Origin of the sequence: Afipia clevelandensis ATCC 49720, from assembly GCF_000336555.1 — a bacterium.
In the GTDB taxonomy this organism is placed as follows: Bacteria; Pseudomonadota; Alphaproteobacteria; order Rhizobiales; family Xanthobacteraceae; genus Afipia; species Afipia clevelandensis.
Map to the genome: position 1 here is coordinate 252,054 of NZ_KB375281.1, position 21,799 is coordinate 273,852.

The 21,799-nt window shown below is 61.6% G+C and carries 18 protein-coding genes; 11 read left to right on the top strand and 7 right to left on the bottom strand.

From position 1 onward, the window contains the following. Positions 1-32: 32 nt before the first annotated feature. Together HMPREF9696_RS01105 and trhO are read right to left on the bottom strand one after the other, a co-directional pair. Positions 33-251 (bottom strand): SlyX family protein, encoded by a 219-nt coding sequence (locus HMPREF9696_RS01105; RefSeq protein ID WP_002711089.1) that lies wholly within the window; start codon positions 249-251, stop codon positions 33-35. After that, positions 244-1,044, bottom strand: coding sequence for an oxygen-dependent tRNA uridine(34) hydroxylase TrhO (gene trhO, locus HMPREF9696_RS01110; RefSeq protein WP_002711090.1), 801 nt, complete (start codon positions 1,042-1,044; stop codon positions 244-246). Before trhO ends, HMPREF9696_RS01105 begins: the two co-directional genes overlap by 8 nt. Positions 1,045-1,287: 243 nt before the next feature. Here trhO and HMPREF9696_RS01115 point away from each other — a divergent pair, with 243 nt between their 5' ends. Continuing rightward, positions 1,288-3,642 carry an efflux RND transporter permease subunit gene (locus HMPREF9696_RS01115; protein ID WP_002711091.1) on the top strand — a complete coding sequence of 785 codons (2,355 nt, stop codon included), beginning with the start codon at positions 1,288-1,290 and terminating at the stop codon, positions 3,640-3,642. A gap of 79 nt (positions 3,643-3,721) precedes the next feature. Here HMPREF9696_RS01115 and HMPREF9696_RS01120 read toward each other — a convergent pair whose 3' ends face one another. Then, positions 3,722-4,225 (bottom strand): hypothetical protein, encoded by a 504-nt coding sequence (locus HMPREF9696_RS01120; protein ID WP_002711092.1) that lies wholly within the window; start codon positions 4,223-4,225, stop codon positions 3,722-3,724. Between the two features lie 289 nt (positions 4,226-4,514). Between HMPREF9696_RS01120 and HMPREF9696_RS01125 the strand changes: the two genes are divergently transcribed. The 10 genes from HMPREF9696_RS01125 to HMPREF9696_RS01170 all read left to right on the top strand — a co-directional run bounded on the left by HMPREF9696_RS01125 (position 4,515) and on the right by HMPREF9696_RS01170 (position 16,898). Continuing rightward, the gene (locus HMPREF9696_RS01125) at positions 4,515-5,660 is read left to right on the top strand and encodes an ABC transporter substrate-binding protein (protein ID WP_002711093.1); all 1,146 of its coding nucleotides are present in this window, start codon (positions 4,515-4,517) and stop codon (positions 5,658-5,660) included. Between the two features lie 159 nt (positions 5,661-5,819). Beyond that, a complete protein-coding gene (locus HMPREF9696_RS01130) occupies positions 5,820-6,695 on the top strand; it encodes a branched-chain amino acid ABC transporter permease (RefSeq protein WP_002711094.1) in 876 nt (291 codons plus the stop codon). Next, positions 6,692-8,470 (top strand): branched-chain amino acid ABC transporter ATP-binding protein/permease, encoded by a 1,779-nt coding sequence (locus HMPREF9696_RS01135; RefSeq protein WP_002711095.1) that lies wholly within the window; start codon positions 6,692-6,694, stop codon positions 8,468-8,470. Before HMPREF9696_RS01130 ends, HMPREF9696_RS01135 begins: the two co-directional genes overlap by 4 nt. 3 nt (positions 8,471-8,473) lie before the next feature. Next, positions 8,474-9,202 (top strand): ABC transporter ATP-binding protein, encoded by a 729-nt coding sequence (locus HMPREF9696_RS01140; RefSeq protein WP_002711096.1) that lies wholly within the window; start codon positions 8,474-8,476, stop codon positions 9,200-9,202. Continuing rightward, a complete protein-coding gene (locus HMPREF9696_RS01145) occupies positions 9,203-10,288 on the top strand; it encodes a malate/lactate/ureidoglycolate dehydrogenase (protein ID WP_002711097.1) in 1,086 nt (361 codons plus the stop codon). Positions 10,289-10,378: 90 nt separating this feature from the next. After that, positions 10,379-11,155, top strand: a complete 777-nt coding sequence (locus HMPREF9696_RS01150) for an HpcH/HpaI aldolase family protein (RefSeq protein WP_009735766.1) — start codon at positions 10,379-10,381, stop codon at positions 11,153-11,155. 83 nt (positions 11,156-11,238) lie between these two features. Next, the gene (locus HMPREF9696_RS01155) at positions 11,239-12,762 is read left to right on the top strand and encodes a UxaA family hydrolase (RefSeq protein WP_002711099.1); all 1,524 of its coding nucleotides are present in this window, start codon (positions 11,239-11,241) and stop codon (positions 12,760-12,762) included. Positions 12,763-12,780: 18 nt separating this feature from the next. Beyond that, positions 12,781-13,752: a fatty acid desaturase family protein gene (locus HMPREF9696_RS01160; RefSeq protein WP_002711100.1), complete on the top strand. Its 972-nt coding sequence runs from the start codon at positions 12,781-12,783 to the stop codon at positions 13,750-13,752. A gap of 65 nt (positions 13,753-13,817) precedes the next feature. After that, entirely contained in the window at positions 13,818-15,542 is a 1,725-nt protein-coding gene (locus tag HMPREF9696_RS01165; protein ID WP_002711101.1) for an IlvD/Edd family dehydratase, read from the top strand. Positions 15,543-15,581: 39 nt separating this feature from the next. Continuing rightward, the gene (locus tag HMPREF9696_RS01170) at positions 15,582-16,898 is read left to right on the top strand and encodes an MFS family transporter (RefSeq protein ID WP_002711102.1); all 1,317 of its coding nucleotides are present in this window, start codon (positions 15,582-15,584) and stop codon (positions 16,896-16,898) included. A gap of 127 nt (positions 16,899-17,025) precedes the next feature. On the opposite strand, the gene HMPREF9696_RS01175 is transcribed toward HMPREF9696_RS01170, so the two are convergent. The 4 genes from HMPREF9696_RS01175 to gntR all read right to left on the bottom strand — a co-directional run bounded on the left by HMPREF9696_RS01175 (position 17,026) and on the right by gntR (position 21,643). Next, the gene (locus tag HMPREF9696_RS01175; RefSeq protein WP_040301053.1) at positions 17,026-17,772 is read right to left on the bottom strand and encodes an SDR family NAD(P)-dependent oxidoreductase; all 747 of its coding nucleotides are present in this window, start codon (positions 17,770-17,772) and stop codon (positions 17,026-17,028) included. Between the two features lie 158 nt (positions 17,773-17,930). Beyond that, positions 17,931-18,665 (bottom strand): SDR family oxidoreductase, encoded by a 735-nt coding sequence (locus tag HMPREF9696_RS01180; protein WP_002711104.1) that lies wholly within the window; start codon positions 18,663-18,665, stop codon positions 17,931-17,933. Between the two features lie 14 nt (positions 18,666-18,679). Then, positions 18,680-20,500: an IlvD/Edd family dehydratase gene (locus tag HMPREF9696_RS01185; protein ID WP_002711105.1), complete on the bottom strand. Its 1,821-nt coding sequence runs from the start codon at positions 20,498-20,500 to the stop codon at positions 18,680-18,682. A 111-nt stretch (positions 20,501-20,611) separates the two neighbouring features. Next, positions 20,612-21,643 carry an HTH-type transcriptional regulator GntR gene (gntR, locus tag HMPREF9696_RS01190; protein ID WP_002711106.1) on the bottom strand — a complete coding sequence of 344 codons (1,032 nt, stop codon included), beginning with the start codon at positions 21,641-21,643 and terminating at the stop codon, positions 20,612-20,614. Positions 21,644-21,799: the final 156 nt, after the last annotated feature.

The following is a 21,799-nucleotide window of genomic DNA, read 5'->3' on the forward strand; positions in this document are numbered from 1 at the left end:
GGCAAGCCGGTTTGTGACAATTGCGGCAGACTTTAATAATGCGGCGGCCGCTCGCTCGCAGGGACACCGCCGGATTTCGCCTCGGCGTCTTCAAGCCGTTCGCGCAGGTTGAGCATTTCGCGGCTCAGGGCGTCGATCTGCTTCCACTGCGCCGTAATGGTGGTGTTCAGGGTCTCGATGGTCTGGTCCAGATAGGCGATCCGGATTTCCAGTGCTTCGATCCGCGAGGCGGGCGAGGGGGTTTCAGTCATTGGCCTGTTCGCTGATTTCAATTTCGGTCGCATCGGTGTGGTCGGCGCCGTCGCCGCCCAGGACCTGACGTTCGCTTAATCCATGGCCAAGGGCGATGCGCTGATCGAACACAAAACACTCACCGCGCCACAGGCTTTGATCCTCGGGAATGTCTTCCAGATATTTCAGGATGCCTCCCTTGAGGTGGTAGACTTCCTTGAAGCCCTGCGACAGCAGATAGGAGCTGGCTTTTTCGCAGCGGATGCCGCCAGTGCAGAACATCGCAATTTTGGTGTGCTTCTCCGGATCGAGCGTCTTGCCGGCAAATTCCGGAAACTCGCCAAAGCGGGTGATTTTCGGATCGACAGCGCCTTCAAACGTGCCCATCTCCACTTCAAATGCGTTGCGCGTATCGAGCAACAGCACATCGTCCTGCCTGATGAGGTCGTTCCAGTCCGCGGCGTCGACATAGGTGCCGACCTGCGCATTGGGATCGGTCTCGGGATCGCCGAGCCGGACGATTTCCTTTTTGAGGCGGACCTTCATCCGGTTGAACGGCATGTTGGCGGCGGCGGAGAATTTCAATTCCAGATTGTTCAGGCGGCCGTCGAACAGGGCACCATGCTGCAACTGGTTCATCAGGGCGTCGATGGCGGCGTCGCCGCCGGCCACCGTCCCGTTGATGCCTTCGGCGGCGAGCAGAATGATCCCCCGGATGTCCAGCGCCACGCACATATTGCGCAGCGGCTCCCGCAGGTTCTCGAAATCCGGCAGTGCGACGAACTGATAAAAGGCGGCAACTTTGTATGACATGGCCGGGGTTATATCGCAGGGGCGGCAGCGCCAAAACCCGTATTCCGGTGCTCCCGGCCTTGGACAGAACGATCCATTATGCCGTATTTAGGGGCAAATCCGGGCCTTGCGCGGGGCCGCGTTCCCTCGGAGCGGGATGTGTCGCAAAGACCACTTATTGCTGCTTTATTTGGCGGGCACGCCCCGGTATTGAGGAAATCTGCTAGACAAAACGTCGGCTTGCCATCGAATCGGAACCGTCCGTTGCACCAGATTTCAAAAGAGTCCGCTCCCAGCGATTCCGGAAAACGTCATTTCAGCATCGCGTTCGGTCTGGAACGGATCGGGCTGATTGCACTACGTGCTCCGCGCACGGCGGCGGCGGTGTTGCTGGCGCTTGTGGTGGTCGCTGTGTTCGGCATCCAGCGCATCAAGATCGACGACTCGCTCAGTCAGTTGTTCCGGTCCGACACGCCCGAGTACAAGCAGTACGAAGAGGTGACCAAGCGCTTCCCGTCCAGCGAGTATGACGTGCTGGTCGTGGTGGAAGGCAAGACGCTGCTGGAGCGCAATTCGCTCGAGAAGCTGCGCGACCTCGTAACCGACCTGCAGCTCGTGGACGGCACACGCGGGATCATTTCGCTGTTCTCGGCCCGCCAGCCACCGGAAGGCGGCAGGCTGCCTGCGGCCTTGTTCCCGGAGACGCTGCCGGAGGGTGCCGCCTATGATGCCTTCATCAAGCGCGTCCGTGAGAATGAAGTCATCAAGGGCAAGCTATTGTCGGAAGATGGCACGCTTGCGCTGATCGTGCTGGCGCTCGATCCCAAGATTGTCGGCAACAAGGGCCTCAACGCGACCATCGGCGAAGTCCGCAAGCTGATGGCCGACGATCTCGAAGGCACCGGGCTGAATAGCCAACTGTCCGGCGTTCCGGTGATGCAACTCGAAATCCGCAACGCGGTCGAGCGTGACGGGCTGACCTACAATATCGCTGGCATTCTGGCCGGCTGTATCATTGCCATTATCTTCTTCCGGCGCATCTCCTTCATGATCGTCGCGGCGTTTCCGCCGCTGCTAGCGATCCTGCTTTCGATCGGCACGCTGGGCTGGCTCGGTTTCAGCCTGAACATGTTCCTGAACGTGATGACGCCGCTCATCATGGTCATCAGTTTCGCCGACTCGATGCAACTCACCTTTGCCGCACGCGATCGCCTGATTGCCGGCGAGGACAAGATGACCGCGTTCCGCAACGCCGTGCTGGTGGTGGGGCCGGCCTGCGTCCTGACCCATGGCACGGCAGCCTTGTCGTTCCTCGCCTTGCAGTTCTCGGATTCCGATCTGATCCGGTCTTTCGGCGAGGCGGGACTGATGGCCACCATCATCGCGCTGATCGCGGTGCTGTCGCTGGTGCCGGTGTTCGGCGTGCTGCTGGTGCGCAAGGAAAACCTGCTCGCGACCAAGGTGAAGGGCGCGGACCGGGGCGTGGAAGCATTGCGCGCCTTCTGCGCGTTCATTGCCAAGCGCATGGTCGGCCATCCCGGACTGTTCAGCCTGATCGCGCTGCTGGTGGTGCTCGGTCTCGGCATCATCTATGCGAGCCTCGAGCCGCGCTATCGCCTCGCCGATCAGGTGCCGGACAAACAGCAGGCGGTGGAGGCATCGAGCCGCCTTGATGCCAAATTGACCGGCGCCAATCCGATCGACGTGCTGATCGAGTTCCCGAAGGGCAAGTCGCTCTACGATCAGGAAACGCTCGACACCATCGCGGCCGTACATGGCATTATCGAAAAGCAGGCCGGCGTCGGCAACGTCTGGTCGATCGAAACGCTGCGGCGCTGGCTGGCCGAAAAGGCAGGCCGCTCCGATGTTGCTATCTTGAAAGAGTATGTCGATCTGCTGCCGGAATATCTGGTGCGGCGCTTCATCTCCAAGGATCAGGATGCTGTGGTCGTCTCGGGCCGCGTGCCGGACCTTGATTCCAGCCAGATATTGCCGACGGTGGAGAAGCTCGACGCGGCCATGGGCGCGGTGCGCAAGGCGCATCCCGGATATGAGATCGCCGTGACGGGGCTGTCCGCCATCGCCGCGCGCAACAGCGCCAACATGATCGACAAGCTCAATCACGGCCTGACCATCGAATTCCTTCTCGTCGCGGCCTTTATCGGGCTGGCGTTCCGTTCCGTGGTGGTGATGTTCGCAAGCATCCTGCCGGGCATTTTCCCGGTGGTGCTCTCCGGCACGGTCCTGTGGTTTTTGGGCGAGGGGCTGCAATTCGCCAGCGTCGTAGCGCTCACGGTGTCGTTCGGCCTCGGCCTCAGCGCGACCATCCACTTCCTCAACAGGTTGAGACTTGAAGAAAAACCGGGTGTGGACGAGGGGGAGGCGGTCGAACGTGCAACCGTACTTGTTGGCCCGGCGTTGATCCTGACGACGGTGGTGCTGGCCTGCGGGCTCGTGGTGACGGTGTTCTCGGATTTGCCGTCGCTGCGCCTGTTCGGATGGCTGTCCGCCTTCGCCATGATCGCGGCGCTGATCGCGGACCTGTTCATCTTGCGGCCGACCGCGATGTGGCTGATCAGCACGTCGCACAGGATCAAGGCGGCCTGGGGCCGGAAGTGACGGCCCGTATCGCCGGGCCATGCAAAAAGAAACGGCCCGCCGGATGGTCCAGCGGGCCGTTATCGTTTTGGCTTGAGGATTAGTTGCTTTTCGCGAGACTGATGTTCACAGCGCGCAATTCGCCTTTGGAACTGATCGCGACCGACTGCCTGTTTCCGCGGGTCGTGACATTGAAGGTCGCCGCATAGCCGTTGGTCTGGACCAGCGCCGTGACCTGCCCGTTGGCAATGCTGCCTTCGACGCTGCCATTCACGCCCCGGCTCGCCTCGCTCCAGGAACCGGTGATGTTGCCACCTTTGGCCGCGATATCGCTGGTAAGCTCGAACTTATAGCTGTCGCTGGCGCAGCGCAGGACCTGGTGCAGGTTGTTGCCGCTGCCATCGACCGTATAGGTGCCGCGGCAACGGATGCGCTCCGTACCGCTGTTTGCAATCGTGATCGAACCGCTGCCCGACCAGTTGCCCGCATAGTTGGCAAACGGCGCGGAATCGGCCTGCGCGAGCGCCGGAGCCATCAGGGCGGCCGCCGCCAGGGTGGCGATGCGGAAACGGCGATAATCAAAACGGAAGGCGGAAAAAGACATCGGTAAACACCATCGGTTGCAGTCGATATGTATTGGTCGCTCATAGCACGCTTTGGTTCATCCGAAAACGTGGCGCAGTGCACCAAAACGGCAAAATTGTCGCGTCCCGCGGTTTGTCAGTTCGATGACGGCAGGGTTCTGGGCGAAATGAGGGCCGGGGGATGTGCTGCAACGCAAAGATCGGATGTTTGAAATTTTCCGCACGGTATCGGTAGACATTCCTGTTTTTCGCACATCTAATCCTTCCAAGGCCGGCGGAAAAAGCACGGCTATTTTGGGAGGACGACGAATGAAATTATCGCGACGCGATTTCTCTGTCGGAATGGCTGCGACGCTTGCAGCACCGGCACTGATCAAAAGTGCCGGAGCACAGGGCGCCACCATCAAGATCGGCATGGTCCTCCCCGTCACCGGTTCGGCGGCGGAGCAGGGCAAATTCGCTCTGAACGGCGCAAAGCTCGCGCTTGAAGCCGTCAACAAGGCCGGCGGTGTTCTCGGCAAGCAGCTCGAACTGATCACCGAAGACGACCAGACCACCAACCCCGGCGTTGTGCTGGCGTTCTCCAAACTTGCCTCGCAGTCGGACATCGTCGCCTTCCTCGGCTCGATCCGCTCGACACAGGTGCATGCCATGGCGCCGGACGTCCTGAAGCTCGGCAAGCCGGTGGCGATCGGCGGCACCGACCCGAACCTGACCCATATGGGCAACAAGTGGCTGTTCCGCTTCCGTCCCAATGACAGCTATTCCGGCAGCGTAATCGCGGATTACGGCACCAACACCCTCGGCAAGAAGAAATGGGCCGTGCTGCATTCCACCGATGCCTTCGGCACGGCGGGCGGCAAGGCACTGACGGAAGGATTGAGCAAGCTCGGCATTACGCCGGTGCTCGATCAGGGCTACGCCAACCAGAGCCAGGATTTCACGCCGGTGGTGCTCGCGATCAAGCAGTCCGGCGCGGATGTGCTGGGCTCCTACTTCACCTTCGAGAACGATCTCGGCATCTTCGCGCGCCAGTTGCGCCAGCTCGGCGTCAACATTCCGTGGGTCGGGTCTCCCTCGATTGTCGGCGTGTCGTCGACCCGTCTGGCGGGCGCATCGCTTTACGGCACCTATGGCGTCGCCGATTACGCCGAGGAATCCAGTCCAACGGCGAAGGCCTACGGCAAGGCCTACCGTGACGCCTACAAGCTCGCACCGGACAACCAGAGCGCCTGGACCTACGATGCGATCAACGTGCTGGCCAAGGCGATGAACACCGCCAAGTCCACCGAGCCGGAAAAGATCCGCTCGGCGATCCTTGCGATCAAGGGATACGAGGGCGCCGAAGGCCAGTACAACTTCGACGAAAACGGCGACGGCCTTCACGGCTACAACATCGTGAAGAACGAGAAGGGCACCATCGTCTTCGACAAGCATATCGAAGCGAAGAGATAAGCCGGAACGGCGGCTTCTATCAAAAGAAGGCCGTCCCTCCGCCGTCATTGCGAGGAGCGTAGCGACGAAGCAATCCAGCTTTTCCTAAGAATGGATTGCTTCGCTTCGCTCGCAATGACGGACAATGGCAACTCACCTCTGTCTTGCATCGAGCCTCTCATGGATCAGATTCTTCAGTTGCTCTTTACCGGCGTCGGGATCGGCTCGGTCTATGCGCTGGTGGCGCTGGGCTTTGTGCTGATTTTCCGCGCCACCAATGTGGTGAACTTCGCGCAGGGCGAGTTTTCCATGGTGGCGGCGTTCCTGATGGTGGTGTTCGCCGTCGATCTGCAATGGCCGTACTGGCTGTCGTTCCTGATCTCGCTCGGCGGGATGGCGCTGTTTGGCGTGATCTTCAATCTCGGGGTCTACTACCCGCTGCGTCATCGCAGCTTCCTCCCGGTAATTATCGCCACCATCGGCGCGTCGATATTTCTCGCCAATTCGGTTCTGGCGATCTACGGCCCCGCGCCGCAGGTTCTGGAAGGCTGGTTCGAGACGCCGGGCATTCAGCTCGGACCGGTTTATCTCGACAGCCAGTATTTGCTGATTATCGCGGTCACGCTCGTTCTTGTCGTGCTGAACTACTGGTTCTTCGAGCACACCATGCTCGGCAAGAAGCTGCAGGCCACCTCGCAGGACAAGGAGATGGCGTCGCTGCTCGGCATTTCCGTTTCCAGCATGATCATGATCACCTTCATCTACTCGGCGGTGCTGGGCGGACTTGCCGGCATTCTGGTGGCGCCGATCCTGTTCGTCTCGATCCAGATGGGGGCGACCATCGCGCTGAAGGCTTTCGCCGCAACGATCATCGGCGGCTTCGGCGACGTCACCGGCGCGATCATCGGCGGCATCGCGCTCGGTATCATCGAGACCTTCGGTGCCGCCTATGTCTCGGTGCCGTACAAGGACGCGTTCGCATTCCTGGTGCTGATCGCGTTTCTGGTTTTCCGTCCGCAAGGCATCTTCGGCGAACGAGTGGCGGAAAAAGCATGAGCGTGAACAGCGAAAACATGCCCGCCGCCGTTCCGGCGCGTTCGACGCCGCAAATTCTGCGTCATCTGCCATACTTCGTCGCGGCCGCGATTGCCGTGACCGCCGCGGCAACGATGCATTTTGATGGCTATGCCCTCAACATTCTGATGCAGGCGACGACGTTCTCGATTGCGGTGTTCGGGCTCTCGGTGGTGCTCGGTCTGTGCGGGCAGATCAATCTGGCGCAGGCCGCGTTCTTCGGCCTTGGCGCCTATGTCGTTGGCCTCGGCACAGCGGACTATCAGGTCAATTTCTGGATTTGCCTTGTCGGAGGAGCGCTGCTCGCACTGGCGGCGGGCGCACTGCTCGGCATGAGCACGCTCAAGCTCGGCGGCCACTACCTTGCCATGGTGACGATCTCGTTCCAGCAGATCGTGACGCTGGTGATGATCAATGCGATCTGGCTGACGCGCGGCCCGGACGGCATCTCGAAAATCGGGCGGCCCGCGCTATTCCAGTCGCAGCAATCATTCCTGGCGTTCTGCGTCGCAGCGCTCGCAGTGATTGGTTACATCGTCTGGCGTCTGCCCGATACGCGGATGGGCCGCGCCATGCGCGCGGTTCGCGACAATGAACTCGCAGCGGGCGTGGCCGGCATCGACATTTTCCGGACCAAGGTCGCGGCGTTCGCGCTCTGCGCTTTGCTCGGGGGCATCGGCGGTGGGCTGTTCGCGGGCGGCTTTTCCTATGTCAGCCCGGACCAGTTTTCCTTCGCCGAGTCGATCGTGTTCCTGACCATGGCTCTGCTCGGCGGTGTCGCTTCTCCCATCGGCGCGGCGATCGGGACGGGTCTTCTGATCCTCATCCCGGAGTGGCTGCGGTTTCTCAAAAGCATTCCGGGGCTTTATCTCGCCATTTACGGCCTGTTCGTGATCCTGATCGTGCGCTTCATGCCGGACGGCATCTGGGGCTTCGTTCAGGAACTGATCACTAGGTGGCGGGCCAAGGCGGCGCCTGAGATTGCCAGCCCCGCGCTGCAGCTTGTCCCGGCCAGGACCGGCGGCGACATGGTGCTTGAGGTGACCGGCCTGTCGAAACATTTCGGCGGCCTGAAAGCGGTCGACAAGGTCGATCTGGCGGTGAAGCGGGGCAGCGTGCACGCGCTGATCGGGCCGAACGGATCCGGCAAGACCACCACGCTCAACATGCTCTCGGGTCTCTACAAGACCACCGCCGGAAAAATCGTGCTGGACGGCACCGATGTGACCGACATGCCGGCGCATCAGCGTACGGCCTCGGGTCTCGGCCGGACGTTCCAGAACATCCGGCTGTTCCGATCCATGACGGCGCTCGAAAACGTGGTGATCGGCGCGGAGCGTCCGGGCAACACATTGGTCGGCGAGGGCGGGCAGGACGCGCTGACACAGCGCGCGATGTCGGCGCTCACGTTCGTTGGTCTTGGCGGACGCGCGAACGAACTGGTCTCCAGCTTCTCCTATGGCCATCAGCGCCTGATCGAGATCGCCCGCGCGCTCGCGGGCAATCCGACGCTGCTGCTGCTCGATGAACCCGCCGCCGGCCTGAACTCCAGCGAGAAGGTCGATCTGCATGACCTGCTGAAGCGGATCGCGGCGCAGGGGCTGACCATCCTGATTATCGACCACGACATGACGCTGGTGCGCGAAGCGGCGCAGCACATCACAGTGCTCAACTTCGGCAAGCGCATTGCCGATGGTGAATCTCTGGCGGTGCTGCAGCATCCCGATGTCATTTCCGCATATCTCGGGACGGAGTGAGAAATGGCGCTGCTCGAGATCAACGATCTGATCGTGCTGTACGGCGAGATCGAAGCGTTGCGCGGCGTGTCGCTGAAGGTCGACGCCGGGCAGGTGGTGACGCTGCTCGGCTCCAACGGCGCGGGAAAATCCACCACGCTGCGCGCCATATCCGGCCTCGCAAAGCCTGCCGCCGGCGAAATCCTGTTCGACGGCAAATCCATTGTCGGGATGGGGCCGGAGGCCATCGTTCGCCTCGGCATCTCGCATGTGCCGGAAGGGCGGCGGGTGTTCCCCGGTCTCACGGTTAAAGAGAACATCATGCTGGGCGCGTCGAACCGCAGGGTCGCGAAGGCGCAGCTTTCCCGCGAGGCGGATGCGATGTTCGATCTGTTCCCGGACATTCGCGCGTTTTCGGACAAGCTCGGCTGGACGCTGTCGGGCGGGCAATTGCAGATGGTCGCGGTCGCGCGCGGCCTGATGGCCAAGCCGCGCCTCTTGCTGCTGGACGAGCCGTCGCTCGGTCTCGCGCCGGTGATCGTGCAGGCGGTGTTCCGTATCATCGCCGAAATCCGCAAGGAAACGACCGTTTTACTTGTCGAGCAAAATGCGCGAATGGGATTGTCCGTCGCTGACTACGGCTACGTGCTGGAGACTGGCCGCCTCGCCCTCGGCGGCAAACCTGACGATTTGTGGGGCAACGAAGCAATCAGAGCCGCGTATCTAGGCGGCCATACCAAGGCAACTGTCTAAATGGTCACTATAAACTCCCAGAAGCTCATCGGCTTCGTCTCCCAGATTTTCTCCCGCGCCGGCTCTTCGCAGGCGGAGGCGGATCGCATCGCCACTTATCTGACGACGGCAAACCTCACAGGCCATGACAGTCACGGCGTCATCCGCGTGCCGAAATATGTCGCCTGGGTGCAGGATGGCTCCATCATCCCGGACCAGAAGATCAAGATCGAAGTTGATACGCCATCGCTGGCGGTAATCGACGGCGGCTTCGGCTATGGACAGACCGTCACGCCGCAAGCGGTGAAGATCGGCATTGAGAAGTGCAAAACGAATGGCGTCGCTGTGATGACGCTGAAGAATTCCGGTCATCTCGGCCGGGTCGGCGATTGGGCTGAAATGGCGGCGGCGGAAGGATTGATCTCGATCTTTTTCGTCAACGCCGCAGGATCGGTGCTCGTTGCGCCTTATGGCGGCGTCGGACGCAAGCTCTCCACTGCGCCGTACTGCGTCGGCATTCCGCGGCCGGGACAGGGGCCCGTGGTGCTGGATTTCGCAACCTCGATCGTCGCCGAAGGCAAGGTGATGGTGGCAAGCCGTGGCGGCAAGAAATTGCCCAAGGGCGCGCTGGTCGATGAAAGCGGCGCTCTGACCGAAGACCCGCATGTTCTCTATGGGCCTTACGACGCCGAGGGGCCACGGAATCATGCCCTCGGGACCGGCGCAATCCGCGCGTTCGGCGAGCACAAGGGGTCGGGCCTCGCGCTGATGTGCGAACTGCTTGGCGGCGCTCTGACCGGCAACGGCGCGACAAAGACCGACCGGCGCTTCTCCAATGGCATGCTGGCGATTTTCATCGACCCGAAGGTCGTGGATCCCGCGCATTTCTTCGATGGTGAAGTCGCCCGCTACATCGCCTACTTCAAGGACAGCAAGCTGGCGCAGGGCCACGACGCGGTGCTGATCCCGGGCGAACCGGAAGCGGCGACACGGGCCGAGCGCACCAAGAATGGCGTGCCGCTCACGGAAGAGACCTGGAATTCCATTGCGGCCACGGCTCGTTCGCTCGGAATCGGCGAAGACGCCATTGCCAACGCAACCGGGTAGGTTGAGGATCGGGTTTGACCGGAGGGGCAGCTCATGCATGACCCGCGCCCAAACCAAGCAACAATCAGAACAGAAACGGGAATTGAGAAAATGGCAAACAAGGTCAAGGATATCTGGGCTGCGGGCAAGGTCGTGGTGAACGGCTGGCTGGCGATCCCGTCGGGCTTTTCCGCCGAGGTGATGGCGCAGTGCGGTTTCGACAGCGTCACCGTGGATATGCAGCACGGCGTGCAGGATTATCAGTCGATGATCCATTGCTTCCAGGCGATGCAGGCGCATCCGGTGACGCCGATGGTGCGCGTGCCGTGGAACGAACCTGGCATCATCGGCAAGGTGCTCGACGGAGGGGCCTATGGCGTGATCTGCCCGATGATCAACACAAAAGAGGAGGCGGAGCGTTTTGTCGCCGCCGCAAAGTATCCGCCGCGCGGCACCCGCAGCAACGGCCCGATCCGCGCCATGATGTACGGCTCGGCGGGAACCTATCAGCAGACCGCGAATGAAGAGACGCTCTGCATTCCGATGATCGAGACCAAGACCGCGGTCGAGAATCTTGAATCGATTTTGGATGTGAAGGGAATTTCTGGCGTCTATATCGGCCCGTCCGATCTCGGCTTTTCCTATGGCCTGCATCCGACCCTCGACCGCACCGAGCCGGAGATCATCGCGATCTACGAGAAGATCGTGAAAGCCTGCGAACAGCGCGGCATCTATCCCGGGATTCACTGCAGCGGACATGCGGGGGCGACCCTCGCCATTCAGCGCGGCTTCAAGCTGGTGACAATCCTGAACGACAGCGGCCTGCTGGCCATGTCGGCCAAAAGCCATATCGCTGAGACGCGGAAGAATTCCGGCGGCAAGGCGTGAGTTGTTAGTGGCGTTTTCTTCGCCTCTCCCCGTAAACGGGGCGAGGTGAAAGACACGCCAGAGACAAAACAAGGACAATAGCCATGGCCCCGACACCCGTGATCCGTCTTCATCCCGATGACAGCGTGGTGATTGCGCGGGCGGCGCTGTTGCCCGGTGCCGAGGTGGCGCCGGGAGTCACAGCAAGCGAGCGCATTCCTGCCGGGCACAAGGTGGCGGTGAAGCCGATTGCGGTTGGTGAGCCGGTGATGCGCTACGGTCAGATCATCGGCTTTGCGACCAAAGGGATCGCGCCGGGGCAGCATGTCCATGTGCAGAATATCGGCATGGGCGAGTTCTCGAAGGACTATGCCTATGGCGTCGACGTGAAGCCGACGCCGAATTTCGATCTGCCGGCGACCTTCAACGGCATCCGCCGTCCTGATGGCCGTGTGGCGACCCGCAATTACATCGGCATTCTTACCTCGGTGAATTGCAGCGCTCATGTTGCCGGTCTTGTCGCCGACGTCTTCAAGCGCAATCCATTTTCTGGCCACGATCCGCTCGCCGACTATCCCAATGTCGACGGTGTCGTCGCGCTGACCCACAAGACCGGCTGCGGCATGACCCAGCTCGAGCCGCTGACGGTGCTTCGCCGCACGCTCGGCGGCTATGCGCGCCACGTCAATTTCTCGCATGTCATCATTCTCGGCCTCGGCTGCGAGATGAACCAGATCGGCGGATTCCTCGAAGAGCAGCGGCTGGCGGGGCGGCTGCGCGCGCTGGACATCCAGGATGTCGGCGGTTCGCGTAAAACCGTGGAGAAAGCGGTCGCCTTTGTGCGCGAGGTGCTCGCGGAATCCAACAATGTGAAACGCGAGCCATGTCCCGCGAGCGAATTGACGGTCGCGCTTCAGTGCGGCGGCTCGGACGGCTATTCCGGCGTGTCGGCCAATCCGGCGCTCGGTGCGGCCAGCGATCTGCTGGTGCGGCACGGCGGGTCGGTGATCCTGTCGGAGACGCCGGAGACCTATGGCGCGGAACATCTCTTGACCCGCCGTGCAGTCAGTCCCGAGGTCGGCGAAAAGCTGGTCGCCCTGATGCGCTGGTGGGAGGATTACACCCGGCGCAACGGCGCGGAGATGGATTCCAATCCAAGCCCCGGCAATAAGGCGGGCGGCCTCACCACCATTCTGGAAAAATCCCTCGGTGCGATGGCCAAGGCGGGCAGCACCAATCTTGTCGATGTCGTTGGCTATGCCGAGCCAGTGACCCGGAAGGGCTTCACCTTCATGGATACGCCGGGCTTCGACCCGGTCGCCGCCACGGGGCAGGTGGCAGGCGGAGCGAACCTCGTCTGCTTCACCACGGGACGCGGCAGCGTGTTCGGCTGCAAACCGTCGCCCTCTATCAAGCTCGCGACCAACACCCCGATGTATCGCCGCATGGAAGACGACATGGACGTGAACTGCGGAACCATTCTGGACGGGGACGAGACCGTGCAGCAGTGCGGTCAGCGTATTTTCGACCTGATCCTGCGGGTGGCCTCCGGGGAGCAGACCAAGAGCGAGGCGTTCGATTTCGGCGCTGCGGAATTTGCGCCGTGGGTATTAGGCGCTACGATGTAGGTAAAGCGGGAACCGGATATGCCAGCCGTCGAACGTGTCGACCCCAAAACGATCTTCACCGCCGAGGAATGGGCGCGGCTGACTGCGCGCGACTCATGGCGGGGCATGTGGCTGGTCGTGCACTGCTGGGGCACCATTGCCGCCGCCGTTGTGCTGGTAACCATCTGGCCGAATCCGCTGACCTGGCTGATCGCGGTGATAATCGTCGGCACCCGGCAGCTTGGCCTTGCGATCCTGATGCATGAAGCCGCCCATGGCGGCCTGCACGCGAATCAAAAGATCAACGAGTTCGTCGGCAACTGGCTGTGCGCAGTACCGGTCGGCGCGTCGCTGGCGGGATATCGCGCCTATCACCTCAAGCATCACCGGTTCACGCAGCAGCCGGAAGATCCCGATCTCGGCCTGTCTGCACCGTTCCCGATCTCGAAGGACAGTTTTTACCGCAAGGCCTTTCGCGATCTCACCGCGCAGACATTCGTCAAGCAGCGGACGCCATCGTTCAAAGCGCTGTTCGCTCGCCGCGATCCGGTACTGACGGACGCGATGCGCGACGAAGAGACAGAAAACTTCCTGACCAGCGGGCGGATCGCCATGCAGCGGTTTCTTGGCGTCAACGCGCTGCTGCTTGGCCTGTTCTGGCTGGCTGGAGCGGGCATCTGGTTCTTCGGTGTCTGGATTGTTGCGATGGCGACATGGTTTCCTTTTGTGACGCGGGTCCGCAACATCGCCGAGCACGCCTGCACATCGACAGGCGCAGACCCGTTCAGCCATGCGCGGACCACCCACGCCAACCTGATCGAGCGCGTGCTGATCGCGCCATACTGGGTGAATTATCACGCCGAGCACCACCTGTTCATGTATCTGCCTTGCTACCGGCTGGAGGAGGCGCATCGCCTTTTGACCGAGAAGGGGCTGATCGACCGGGTTGAGGTCGCGCCCGGCTATCTGGATGTGGTCCGGCTGGCGACCTCACGGCCGCTGCCGGCGTGAGTGCTTTGCCACGCTCCTGAAATGCTTCTAATGTGCCGCCGCATATCAAGGCGACGGAAAGACAAATGACCAAAGGTCTCAAGAAGGGGCTGACCAGTTACGGCGATCCGGGATTTTCGCTGTTCCTGCGCAAGGCCTTCATCAAGGCGATGGGCTATTCCGACGACGCGCTGGAGCGCCCCATCGTCGGCATTACCAACACCTACAGCGACTACAATCCCTGCCACGGCAACGTCCCGCAGCTCATCGAGGCGGTGAAGCGCGGCGTGATGCTGGCGGGCGCGATGCCGATGGTGTTTCCGACCATCTCCATCGCCGAGAGCTTTTCGTATCCAACCTCGATGTATCTGCGCAACCTGATGGCGATGGATACCGAGGAGATGATCCGCGCCCAGCCGATGGACGCGATTGTCGTGATCGGTGGCTGTGACAAGACGCTGCCCGCGCAGATCATGGCCGCTGTCAGCGCCGATTTGCCAACGGTCGTCATTCCGGTGGGGCCAATGGTCGTTGGCCATCACAAGGGCGAAGTGCTCGGCGCCTGCACGGATTGCCGCCGGATGTGGGGCAAGTATCGCGCGGGTGAGATTGACGCGCAGGAGATCGAGGCGGTCAATGGCCGGCTCGCGCCGTCGGTCGGCACCTGCATGGTGATGGGTACGGCCAGCACGATGGCCTGTGTCACCGAAGCGCTGGGCCTGTCGCTGCCGATGAGCGCGACCATTCCAGCACCGCATTCCGAGCGCGTGCGTTCCGCCGAGCATAGCGGCAAGCGCGCCGCCGAAATGGCTGTGACCGGCGGCCCGCGCCCGAGCGAGTTGCTGACGCCTGCCGCGTTCCGCAATGCGCAGGTGGTGCTGCAGGCCATCGGCGGCTCGACCAACGGGCTGATCCATCTGACGGCCATCGCAAATCGCACACCGCATCGCATCGACCTCGAGGCTTTCGACAAGCTCGGGCGTGAAGTGCCGGTGCTGATCGACCTGAAGCCGTCCGGTGCGCATTACATGGAGCATTTCCATCACGCGGGCGGCGTGCCCAAGCTGATGAAGGAACTCGGCGATCTGATGGATCTCGATCAGAAATCCATCACGGGGCAGACGCTGCGCGAGATCGTCGCCCATGCGGAGGAGGTGCCGGGACAGGATGCCATCCGCCCGCGCAACAATCCGATCAATCGCGAAGGCGCGATGGCTGTCCTCCACGGCAATCTAGCGCCGCGCGGCGCAGTCATCAAACAGTCAGCCGCGACCGCGAAATTGCTGCAACATACTGGCCGGGCAATTGTGTTCGAGTCGGTCGAGGACATGACGCAGCGCGTCGACGATCCGAATCTGGATGTCACGGCGAACGATGTGCTGGTGCTGCGCAATGCGGGACCCAAGGGCGCGCCAGGCATGCCGGAGGCAGGCTATCTGCCGATCCCGCAAAAACTGCTTCGCGCCGGTGTGAAGGACATGGTGCGGATTTCCGATGCGCGCATGAGCGGCACCGCGTTCGGAACCATCGTGCTGCATATCACGCCGGAATCGGCCGTCGGAGGCCCGCTGGCGCTGGTTCAGACCGGCGACATGATCCGGCTGGATGTTTCAAAACGGCGCATCGACCTGCTGGTTGACGAGGTCGAACTCACGCTGCGCCAGCGGGCACTGCCAAAACCGCACACACCCGAATGGGCCGCGCGCGGCTATGCCCATCTCTTTCATGAAACCATCACGCAGGCGGACCAAGGCTGTGATTTTGATTTCATGGGGCGCGACGGTGCCGCTGGACATCAAGGGAAAATCTGACAAAGATCGCGCGTTCGTTTTCTTCTGACGGAGGCGTGAATGAGCACCGTGGCGTTGACGGCAGAGGAACACGCGGATCGCCGTCGCCGGATCTGGGCTATTGTCGGAAGTTCGTCCGGAAATCTGGTCGAGTGGTACGACTTCTACGCCTACGCCTTCACGGCGCTTTACTTCGCCCATGCGTTTTTTCCGGCTGGCAACCAGACCACGCAGTTGCTTCAGACCGCGGCGGTGTTTGCTATCGGCTTCCTGATGCGGCCCATTGGCGGCTATATCTTCGGCACCATCGCCGACAGATATGGCCGCAAGACATCCATGGTCACGTCCATCCTGATGATGTGCGGCGGCTCGCTCGCCATCGGACTGCTGCCCACCCATGAGACCATCGGCGTCGCCGCGCCGATCCTGCTGCTGCTGGCACGCATGGTGCAGGGACTTTCGGTCGGCGGCGAATACGGCACGACGGCGACCTACATGAGCGAGGTTTCGCTTCCCGGAAAACGCGGGTTCTATGCCTCGTTCCAGTATGTCACACTGATCGGCGGCCAGTTGCTCGCGTCGCTTGTCGTGCTGGTCGTCCAGCTCTCACTGACGGATGCGGAGTTGCGAGCGTGGGGCTGGCGCATTCCGTTCCTGATCGGCGCACTCTGCGCCATTGTCGCGCTGTATCTGCGGATGTCGCTTCATGAAACGTCATCGGCGAAAAGCCGCTCGCGGGAGGGTGCGGGCACGCTGCGCAATGTCTTTACGCATCATCTCAAGCCGTTCCTGTTGGTGCTCGGCTATACGGCAGGCGGATCACTGATTTTCTACACGTTCACGACCTACATGCAGAAGTATCTGGTCAACACCGCGCATATGGATCACCGCACGGTAAATGTCGTCATGAGCGCGGTGCTGTTTACTTACATGATCATGCAGCCGCCGTTCGGCGCGCTGTCGGACCGGATCGGGCGCCGTACCCAGATGCGCCTGTTCGGCCTGCTGACGGTCCTGACCGTCGTTCCGTTGATGCAGGCGATCGGTAGCGTGAAAAGTCCGTACATCGCCTATGTGCTCATTGTCGCCGCGCTGGCGATTGTGTCACTCTACACCTCGATCAGCGGTGTTGTGAAAGCGGAGATGTTCCCGCCGGAGGTGAGGGCGCTCAGTGTCGGCTTCGCCTACGCCATCGCCAATGCAGGGTTCGGCGGCACGGCCGAATACGTCGCACTATGGTTCAAGGATCACGGGATCGAATCGGATTTCTTCTGGTACGTGACGGTGATGTGCGCTCTTGCGTTGCTCGCGGCGATCCTGATGCCCGACCCCAAGGTGAAGGGGTATTTGCATGGACACGAGTCCGATCCGGATTAGGTTAGGACACAGCGTGCCGTCACCCTGAGGTGCCGAAGCAAAGCGGAGGCCTCGAAGGGCGACGGCGATCCTTGCGCGTCATCCTTCGAGGCTCGCAAGCGCTCGCACCTCAGGATGACGGACATCCTCAGTAGGTCGCGCGGCCGCCGGAAATGTCGAACACCGCGCCGGTGGTGTAGAGGCATTCTTCCGACGCCATCCATGCGACAAGCGACGCCAGCTCCTCCACTTTCAAAAAGCGTCCGCGCGGAATTTTCGACAGCATGAAGTCGATGTGCTGCTGGGTCATCTGGTCGAAAATCGCGGTCTTGGCTGCCGCCGGAGTCACGGCGTTGACCGCAATGTCGGTGCCCGCCAGTTCCTTGCCGAGCGATTTGGTCAGTGCAATCACACCGGCCTTTGAGGCCGAATAGTGCGAGGCGTTGGGGTTGCCTTCCTTGCCCGCGATGGAAGCGATGTTGATGATGCGTCCATAATTGTTCTTCATCATTCCGGGCACGACGGCCTTGCAGCAGATAAAGGGGCCGTCGAGGTTGATCTTCATCACCTGTCGCCACTCATCGTAGGACAGGTCGGCGACGGTCTTGTTCACGCCCGCGATGCCGGCGTTGTTGACCAGGATGTCGATCCGGCCGAAAGCCTTCAGCGTCGCGTCTTTCGCAGCTTCGACCGCAGCCGGATCGGTGACATCGACTTTCAGAACGCTCACCGCCGGGCCGATCTCTTTCGCTGTTTTATCCGCCAGTGCCTGATCGAAATCCCAGATCGCGACCTTCGCGCCGGAAGCCACGAAGCGTTCGGTGATGGCGCGGCCAAAGCCCTGCGCGCCTCCGGTGACGATGGCGAACCGTCCGTTGAGGTCGATCATGTTCAAGGCGTGTCTCCTGATTGTTGTCATTGGCGCTTTTTCACCTCTCCCCGTTTACGGGGAGAGTCGGCGCGCAGCGCCGGGTGAGGGGCGAGCGTGCAATCCTTGGTGAAGGTTGCCCCTCACCCCCACCCTCTCCCCGCGAGCGGGGAGAGGGAGAAGTTTCACAACGTCCAGCCGCCGTCGATGATATGAGCCACGCCGGTGGTGAAGGCGCTCTCATCGCTGGCGAGATAAACCGCGAGCGCCGCGATTTCCTCAGCGGTGCCGAGCCGTCCCATCGGCTGACGGCTGACGAACATGTCGCGTCCGCCCGCCCCGAGGGCCGCTGCCCGCCCGAGCATCGAGGGTGTTTCGATGGTGCCGGGGCAGATGGCGTTGCAGCGGATGCCCTTGGTGATGAAGTCCACCGCGACCGCGCGGGTCAGGGCGGCGACAGCGGCCTTCGTCGCACTGTAGACGTAGCGGTTGGGGGCTGCCTTGAATACGCCGGCAGCGGAGGAAATGTTGACGATCGAGCCGCCGCCGCCCTCCAGCATCAAAGGCAGAAACGCCTTGATAGTCCGATGCATGGACTTGACGTTGAGGTCGAACGAAAAGTCCCAGTCGGCATCGGAGCAGTCCAGCACGGTGCCGTTGTGAACGAAACCTGCGGCGTTGAGCAGGATGTCCACCTTGCCGACCTTCTTCGCCATCGCCTCGACTGCGGCGGTGTCGCGGACATCGAGTTTGTGAATGTCCGCCACGCTTTCCTTCTTCAGTGAAGCCAGCCCGGCTTCGTCGATGTCGGTTGCAATCACGGTTGCGCCTTCGCGGGTGAAGGCGAGGGCACAAGCGCGGCCTATGCCGGCTGCGCCTGCGGTGATAAAGGCACGCTTGCCTTTCAGTCGGTCAGCCATGTCAAAGCCCTGCGTTAGTGGTTATCGCGCGCGACGCCGATGGTGCCGGCGATGTTGCGATAACGGGTCGCGAGTTCGAGGCATGCTCCGGTCGATTGCTGGCCCACCGTGTCGCGATAAAGCTCCTGCCACGGCGTCTGGTTCTTCGGATAGGGGAAGCCGCCCTTCGCCATCAAATCGGCATGACGCTGCTTCACCTCGGCATCTGAAATCAGGATGTTGGCCTCGCCCTTGTTGAGGTCGATGCGCACCCGGTCGCCGGTTCGCAGAATCGCGAGTCCGCCGTTGGCGGCGGCTTCCGGCGAAGCGTTCAGGATCGACGGCGATCCCGACGTGCCGGACTGGCGGCCGTCGCCGATGCAGGGCAGCGACGTTATGCCTTTCTTGATGAGGGCAGCGGGCGGCTGCATGTTCACCACTTCCGCGCCACCGGGATAACCGATCGGACCGACGCCGCGCACGAACAGCATGCAGTGCTCATCGATCTTCAGGGATTCGTCGTCAATGCGGTGGTGATAATCCTCCGGTCCCTCGAACACGATGGCGCGGCCTTCGAATGCGTCCGGATCCTTCGGGTTGGAGAGGTAGCGGTCGCGGAATTCCTTCGAGATCACGCTGGTCTTCATGATCGCCGAATCGAACAGATTGCCGCGCAGCACGATAAAGCCTGCATCCTTCACCAGCGGCTTGTCGTAGGTGCGGATCACATCGCTGTCGGGCGCGGCAGCGCTCTTGCAGTTCTCGCCCATGGTCTTGCCATTGACGGTGAGCGCATCCTCGTGAATGCGCTTGTGCTTCATCAGTTCGCGTACCACGGCAGGGACGCCGCCGGCGCGGTGATATTCTTCGCCAAGATAGAAACCCGCCGGCTGCATGTTGACCAGCAGCGGGACGTCATGGCCGAATTTCTGCCAGTCCTCGATGGTCAGGTCGACACCGATATGGCGGGCCAGCGCGTTGATGTGGATCGGCGCGTTGGTCGAGCCGCCGATGGCCGAGTTGACCACGATGCAGTTCTCGAAGGCCTTTCGCGTCAGGAAGTCGGACGGCTTGAGGTCTTCCCACACCATCTCCACGGCGCGCTTGCCGGTTTCATATGCGATCTGGCCGCGTTCGCGGTAAGGCGCGGGGATCGCGGCGCAGCCAGGCAGCGAGAAGCCGAGGGCTTCCGCCAGCGAATTCATGGTCGAGGCGGTGCCCATGGTGTTGCAGTGCCCGACGGATGGCGCGCTTGACGCCACGATATCCATAAATTCGTCGTAGTCGATCTTGCCAGCGGCCATTTCCTCGCGCGATTTCCACACCACGGTGCCGGAGCCGGTGCGTTCGCCATTGAACCAGCCGTTCAGCATCGGTCCGCCCGACAGCACGATCGCCGGAATGTTGACGGTCGCCGCCGCCATCATGCAGGCCGGGGTGGTCTTGTCGCAGCCGGTGGTCAGCACCACGCCGTCCAGCGGATAACCGAACAGGATCTCGACCAGGCCAAGGTAGGCGAGGTTGCGGTCCAGCGCGGCGGTCGGGCGCTTGCCGGTTTCCTGAATCGGATGGGTCGGAAATTCCATCGCGATGCCGCCGGCTTCGCGAATGCCTTCGCGGACGCGCTGCGCCAGTTCGATGTGATGCCGGTTGCAGGGCGACAGATCGTTGCCGGTTTGCGCGATCCCGATGATCGGCTTGCCGGACTGCAGCTCCTTGCGCGTGAGGCCGTAGTTCAGATAGCGCTCCAGATACAGCGCCGTCATGCCAGGATTGTCGGGATTATCGAACCACAATTGAGAACGGAGCTTGCGGCGAGCGCCGCTCTGCGTGTTGTCGTTGGCGTTTTTTGTCATTGCTCTCTCCCGCACCGCACCTTCGGGCTGTTATGTCGTCATTTCGACCTTAAGCCAGCAAAAAAGACAGCGCTACCATTTTTTTGCCGCACGAATTCGATGTCGTCGCAATCAGTTTCCGCGCGCCATTGAACTTTGCCGGACCATCAGTTCAAACCCGAGATCGACGACCGGCTCCGAGGGGCGCTCTCCTTCGATTGCGGAGGTCAGCATTGTGACTGCTCTTTTCCCCATTTCGTAGCGATTGGTGCGCACGCTCGTCAGAGGCGGGACCGTCGACGCCATGAATTCCAGATCGTTGAAGCCCACAATCGCCATCTTGTCGGGAACTGGAATGTGGCGGCGTTGGCACTCGAACAGAACGCCCAGCGCGAGGTCGTCATTGACACAGAAAACGGCGTCGATATCCGGCGCGCTGGCGAGGAGGTCGGCGAACAGCGTGCCGCCGCGCGTCACGGCTGTCGGCACGGGCGTGGTCAGCAGCAAGCGCTGATCGAACAGCCCGGCCGCCTTCATTGCATCGCGGTAGCCTTCGAGTCTGCGCTGCACGCGCGGGTCCATGCGCGCGCCGAGAAATCCGATGCGTTTGTAGCCTTGCGCAATAAGATGCGAAATCGCTGCAAAAGCAGCGTCATAATGCGAAAATCCGACCATCATGTCGACCGGGTCGGGACCGGTTTCCATGATCTGAACGATGGGGCAGTTCATCGCCTCCATCACCAAACGTGATTCCGGGGTTTGATTGATCCCGGTCACGATCATGCCGGCCGGCATCTGAGCCTGGAATAGACGCAACAGTTTCTCTTCCTGAAGGATGCTGTAGCGCGTGTTCACGAACTGGATGCTGTAACGGCTGCCTTCCGAGGCATCGTAGATGCCGCGCAACACGTCGGAGAACACATTGTTGGTCAGTGACGGGATCAGGACACCGATGACTTCGGTGCGGTGCGAAGCAAGAGCGCGCGCCGCGAGATTGGGCACGTAACCAAGTTCTTTCGCCGCGCTTGCCACGCGCTCGCGTTTGCCGATCGAAAGCGCTTCCGGGTTTCGGAAAAATCGCGATGCCGTGATCTGGCTCACGCCCGCCAACTTGGCGACCTCGGTGAGGCGGATTTTGCCAGACTTCGCGCGTTTCCGTGCCATGCCGCGCTCATATCACACGAAGTTCACCAATCAAAGAATTATTGACAGCGCTACCAATCGATTGCTAATGAGGTTTAAACTGCGGACAATGCGCCACAAAGCAGAAAACAGAGCAGCGACGGCTTTCGCCGGACGACGCCGGGACGACAGAGGAGG

Coding starts and splice junctions, on each gene's coding strand:
- HMPREF9696_RS01105 (WP_002711089.1), bottom strand. CDS start 251: ATGACTGAAACCCCCTCGCCCGCCTCGCGGATCGAAGCACTGGAAATC.
- trhO (WP_002711090.1), bottom strand. CDS start 1,044: ATGTCATACAAAGTTGCCGCCTTTTATCAGTTCGTCGCACTGCCGGAT.
- HMPREF9696_RS01120 (WP_002711092.1), bottom strand. CDS start 4,225: ATGTCTTTTTCCGCCTTCCGTTTTGATTATCGCCGTTTCCGCATCGCC.
- HMPREF9696_RS01125 (WP_002711093.1), top strand. CDS start 4,515: ATGAAATTATCGCGACGCGATTTCTCTGTCGGAATGGCTGCGACGCTT.
- HMPREF9696_RS01130 (WP_002711094.1), top strand. CDS start 5,820: ATGGATCAGATTCTTCAGTTGCTCTTTACCGGCGTCGGGATCGGCTCG.
- HMPREF9696_RS01135 (WP_002711095.1), top strand. CDS start 6,692: ATGAGCGTGAACAGCGAAAACATGCCCGCCGCCGTTCCGGCGCGTTCG.
- HMPREF9696_RS01140 (WP_002711096.1), top strand. CDS start 8,474: ATGGCGCTGCTCGAGATCAACGATCTGATCGTGCTGTACGGCGAGATC.
- HMPREF9696_RS01145 (WP_002711097.1), top strand. CDS start 9,203: ATGGTCACTATAAACTCCCAGAAGCTCATCGGCTTCGTCTCCCAGATT.
- HMPREF9696_RS01150 (WP_009735766.1), top strand. CDS start 10,379: ATGGCAAACAAGGTCAAGGATATCTGGGCTGCGGGCAAGGTCGTGGTG.
- HMPREF9696_RS01155 (WP_002711099.1), top strand. CDS start 11,239: ATGGCCCCGACACCCGTGATCCGTCTTCATCCCGATGACAGCGTGGTG.
- HMPREF9696_RS01160 (WP_002711100.1), top strand. CDS start 12,781: ATGCCAGCCGTCGAACGTGTCGACCCCAAAACGATCTTCACCGCCGAG.
- HMPREF9696_RS01165 (WP_002711101.1), top strand. CDS start 13,818: ATGACCAAAGGTCTCAAGAAGGGGCTGACCAGTTACGGCGATCCGGGA.
- HMPREF9696_RS01170 (WP_002711102.1), top strand. CDS start 15,582: ATGAGCACCGTGGCGTTGACGGCAGAGGAACACGCGGATCGCCGTCGC.
- HMPREF9696_RS01180 (WP_002711104.1), bottom strand. CDS start 18,665: ATGGCTGACCGACTGAAAGGCAAGCGTGCCTTTATCACCGCAGGCGCA.
- HMPREF9696_RS01185 (WP_002711105.1), bottom strand. CDS start 20,500: ATGACAAAAAACGCCAACGACAACACGCAGAGCGGCGCTCGCCGCAAG.
- gntR (WP_002711106.1), bottom strand. CDS start 21,643: ATGGCACGGAAACGCGCGAAGTCTGGCAAAATCCGCCTCACCGAGGTC.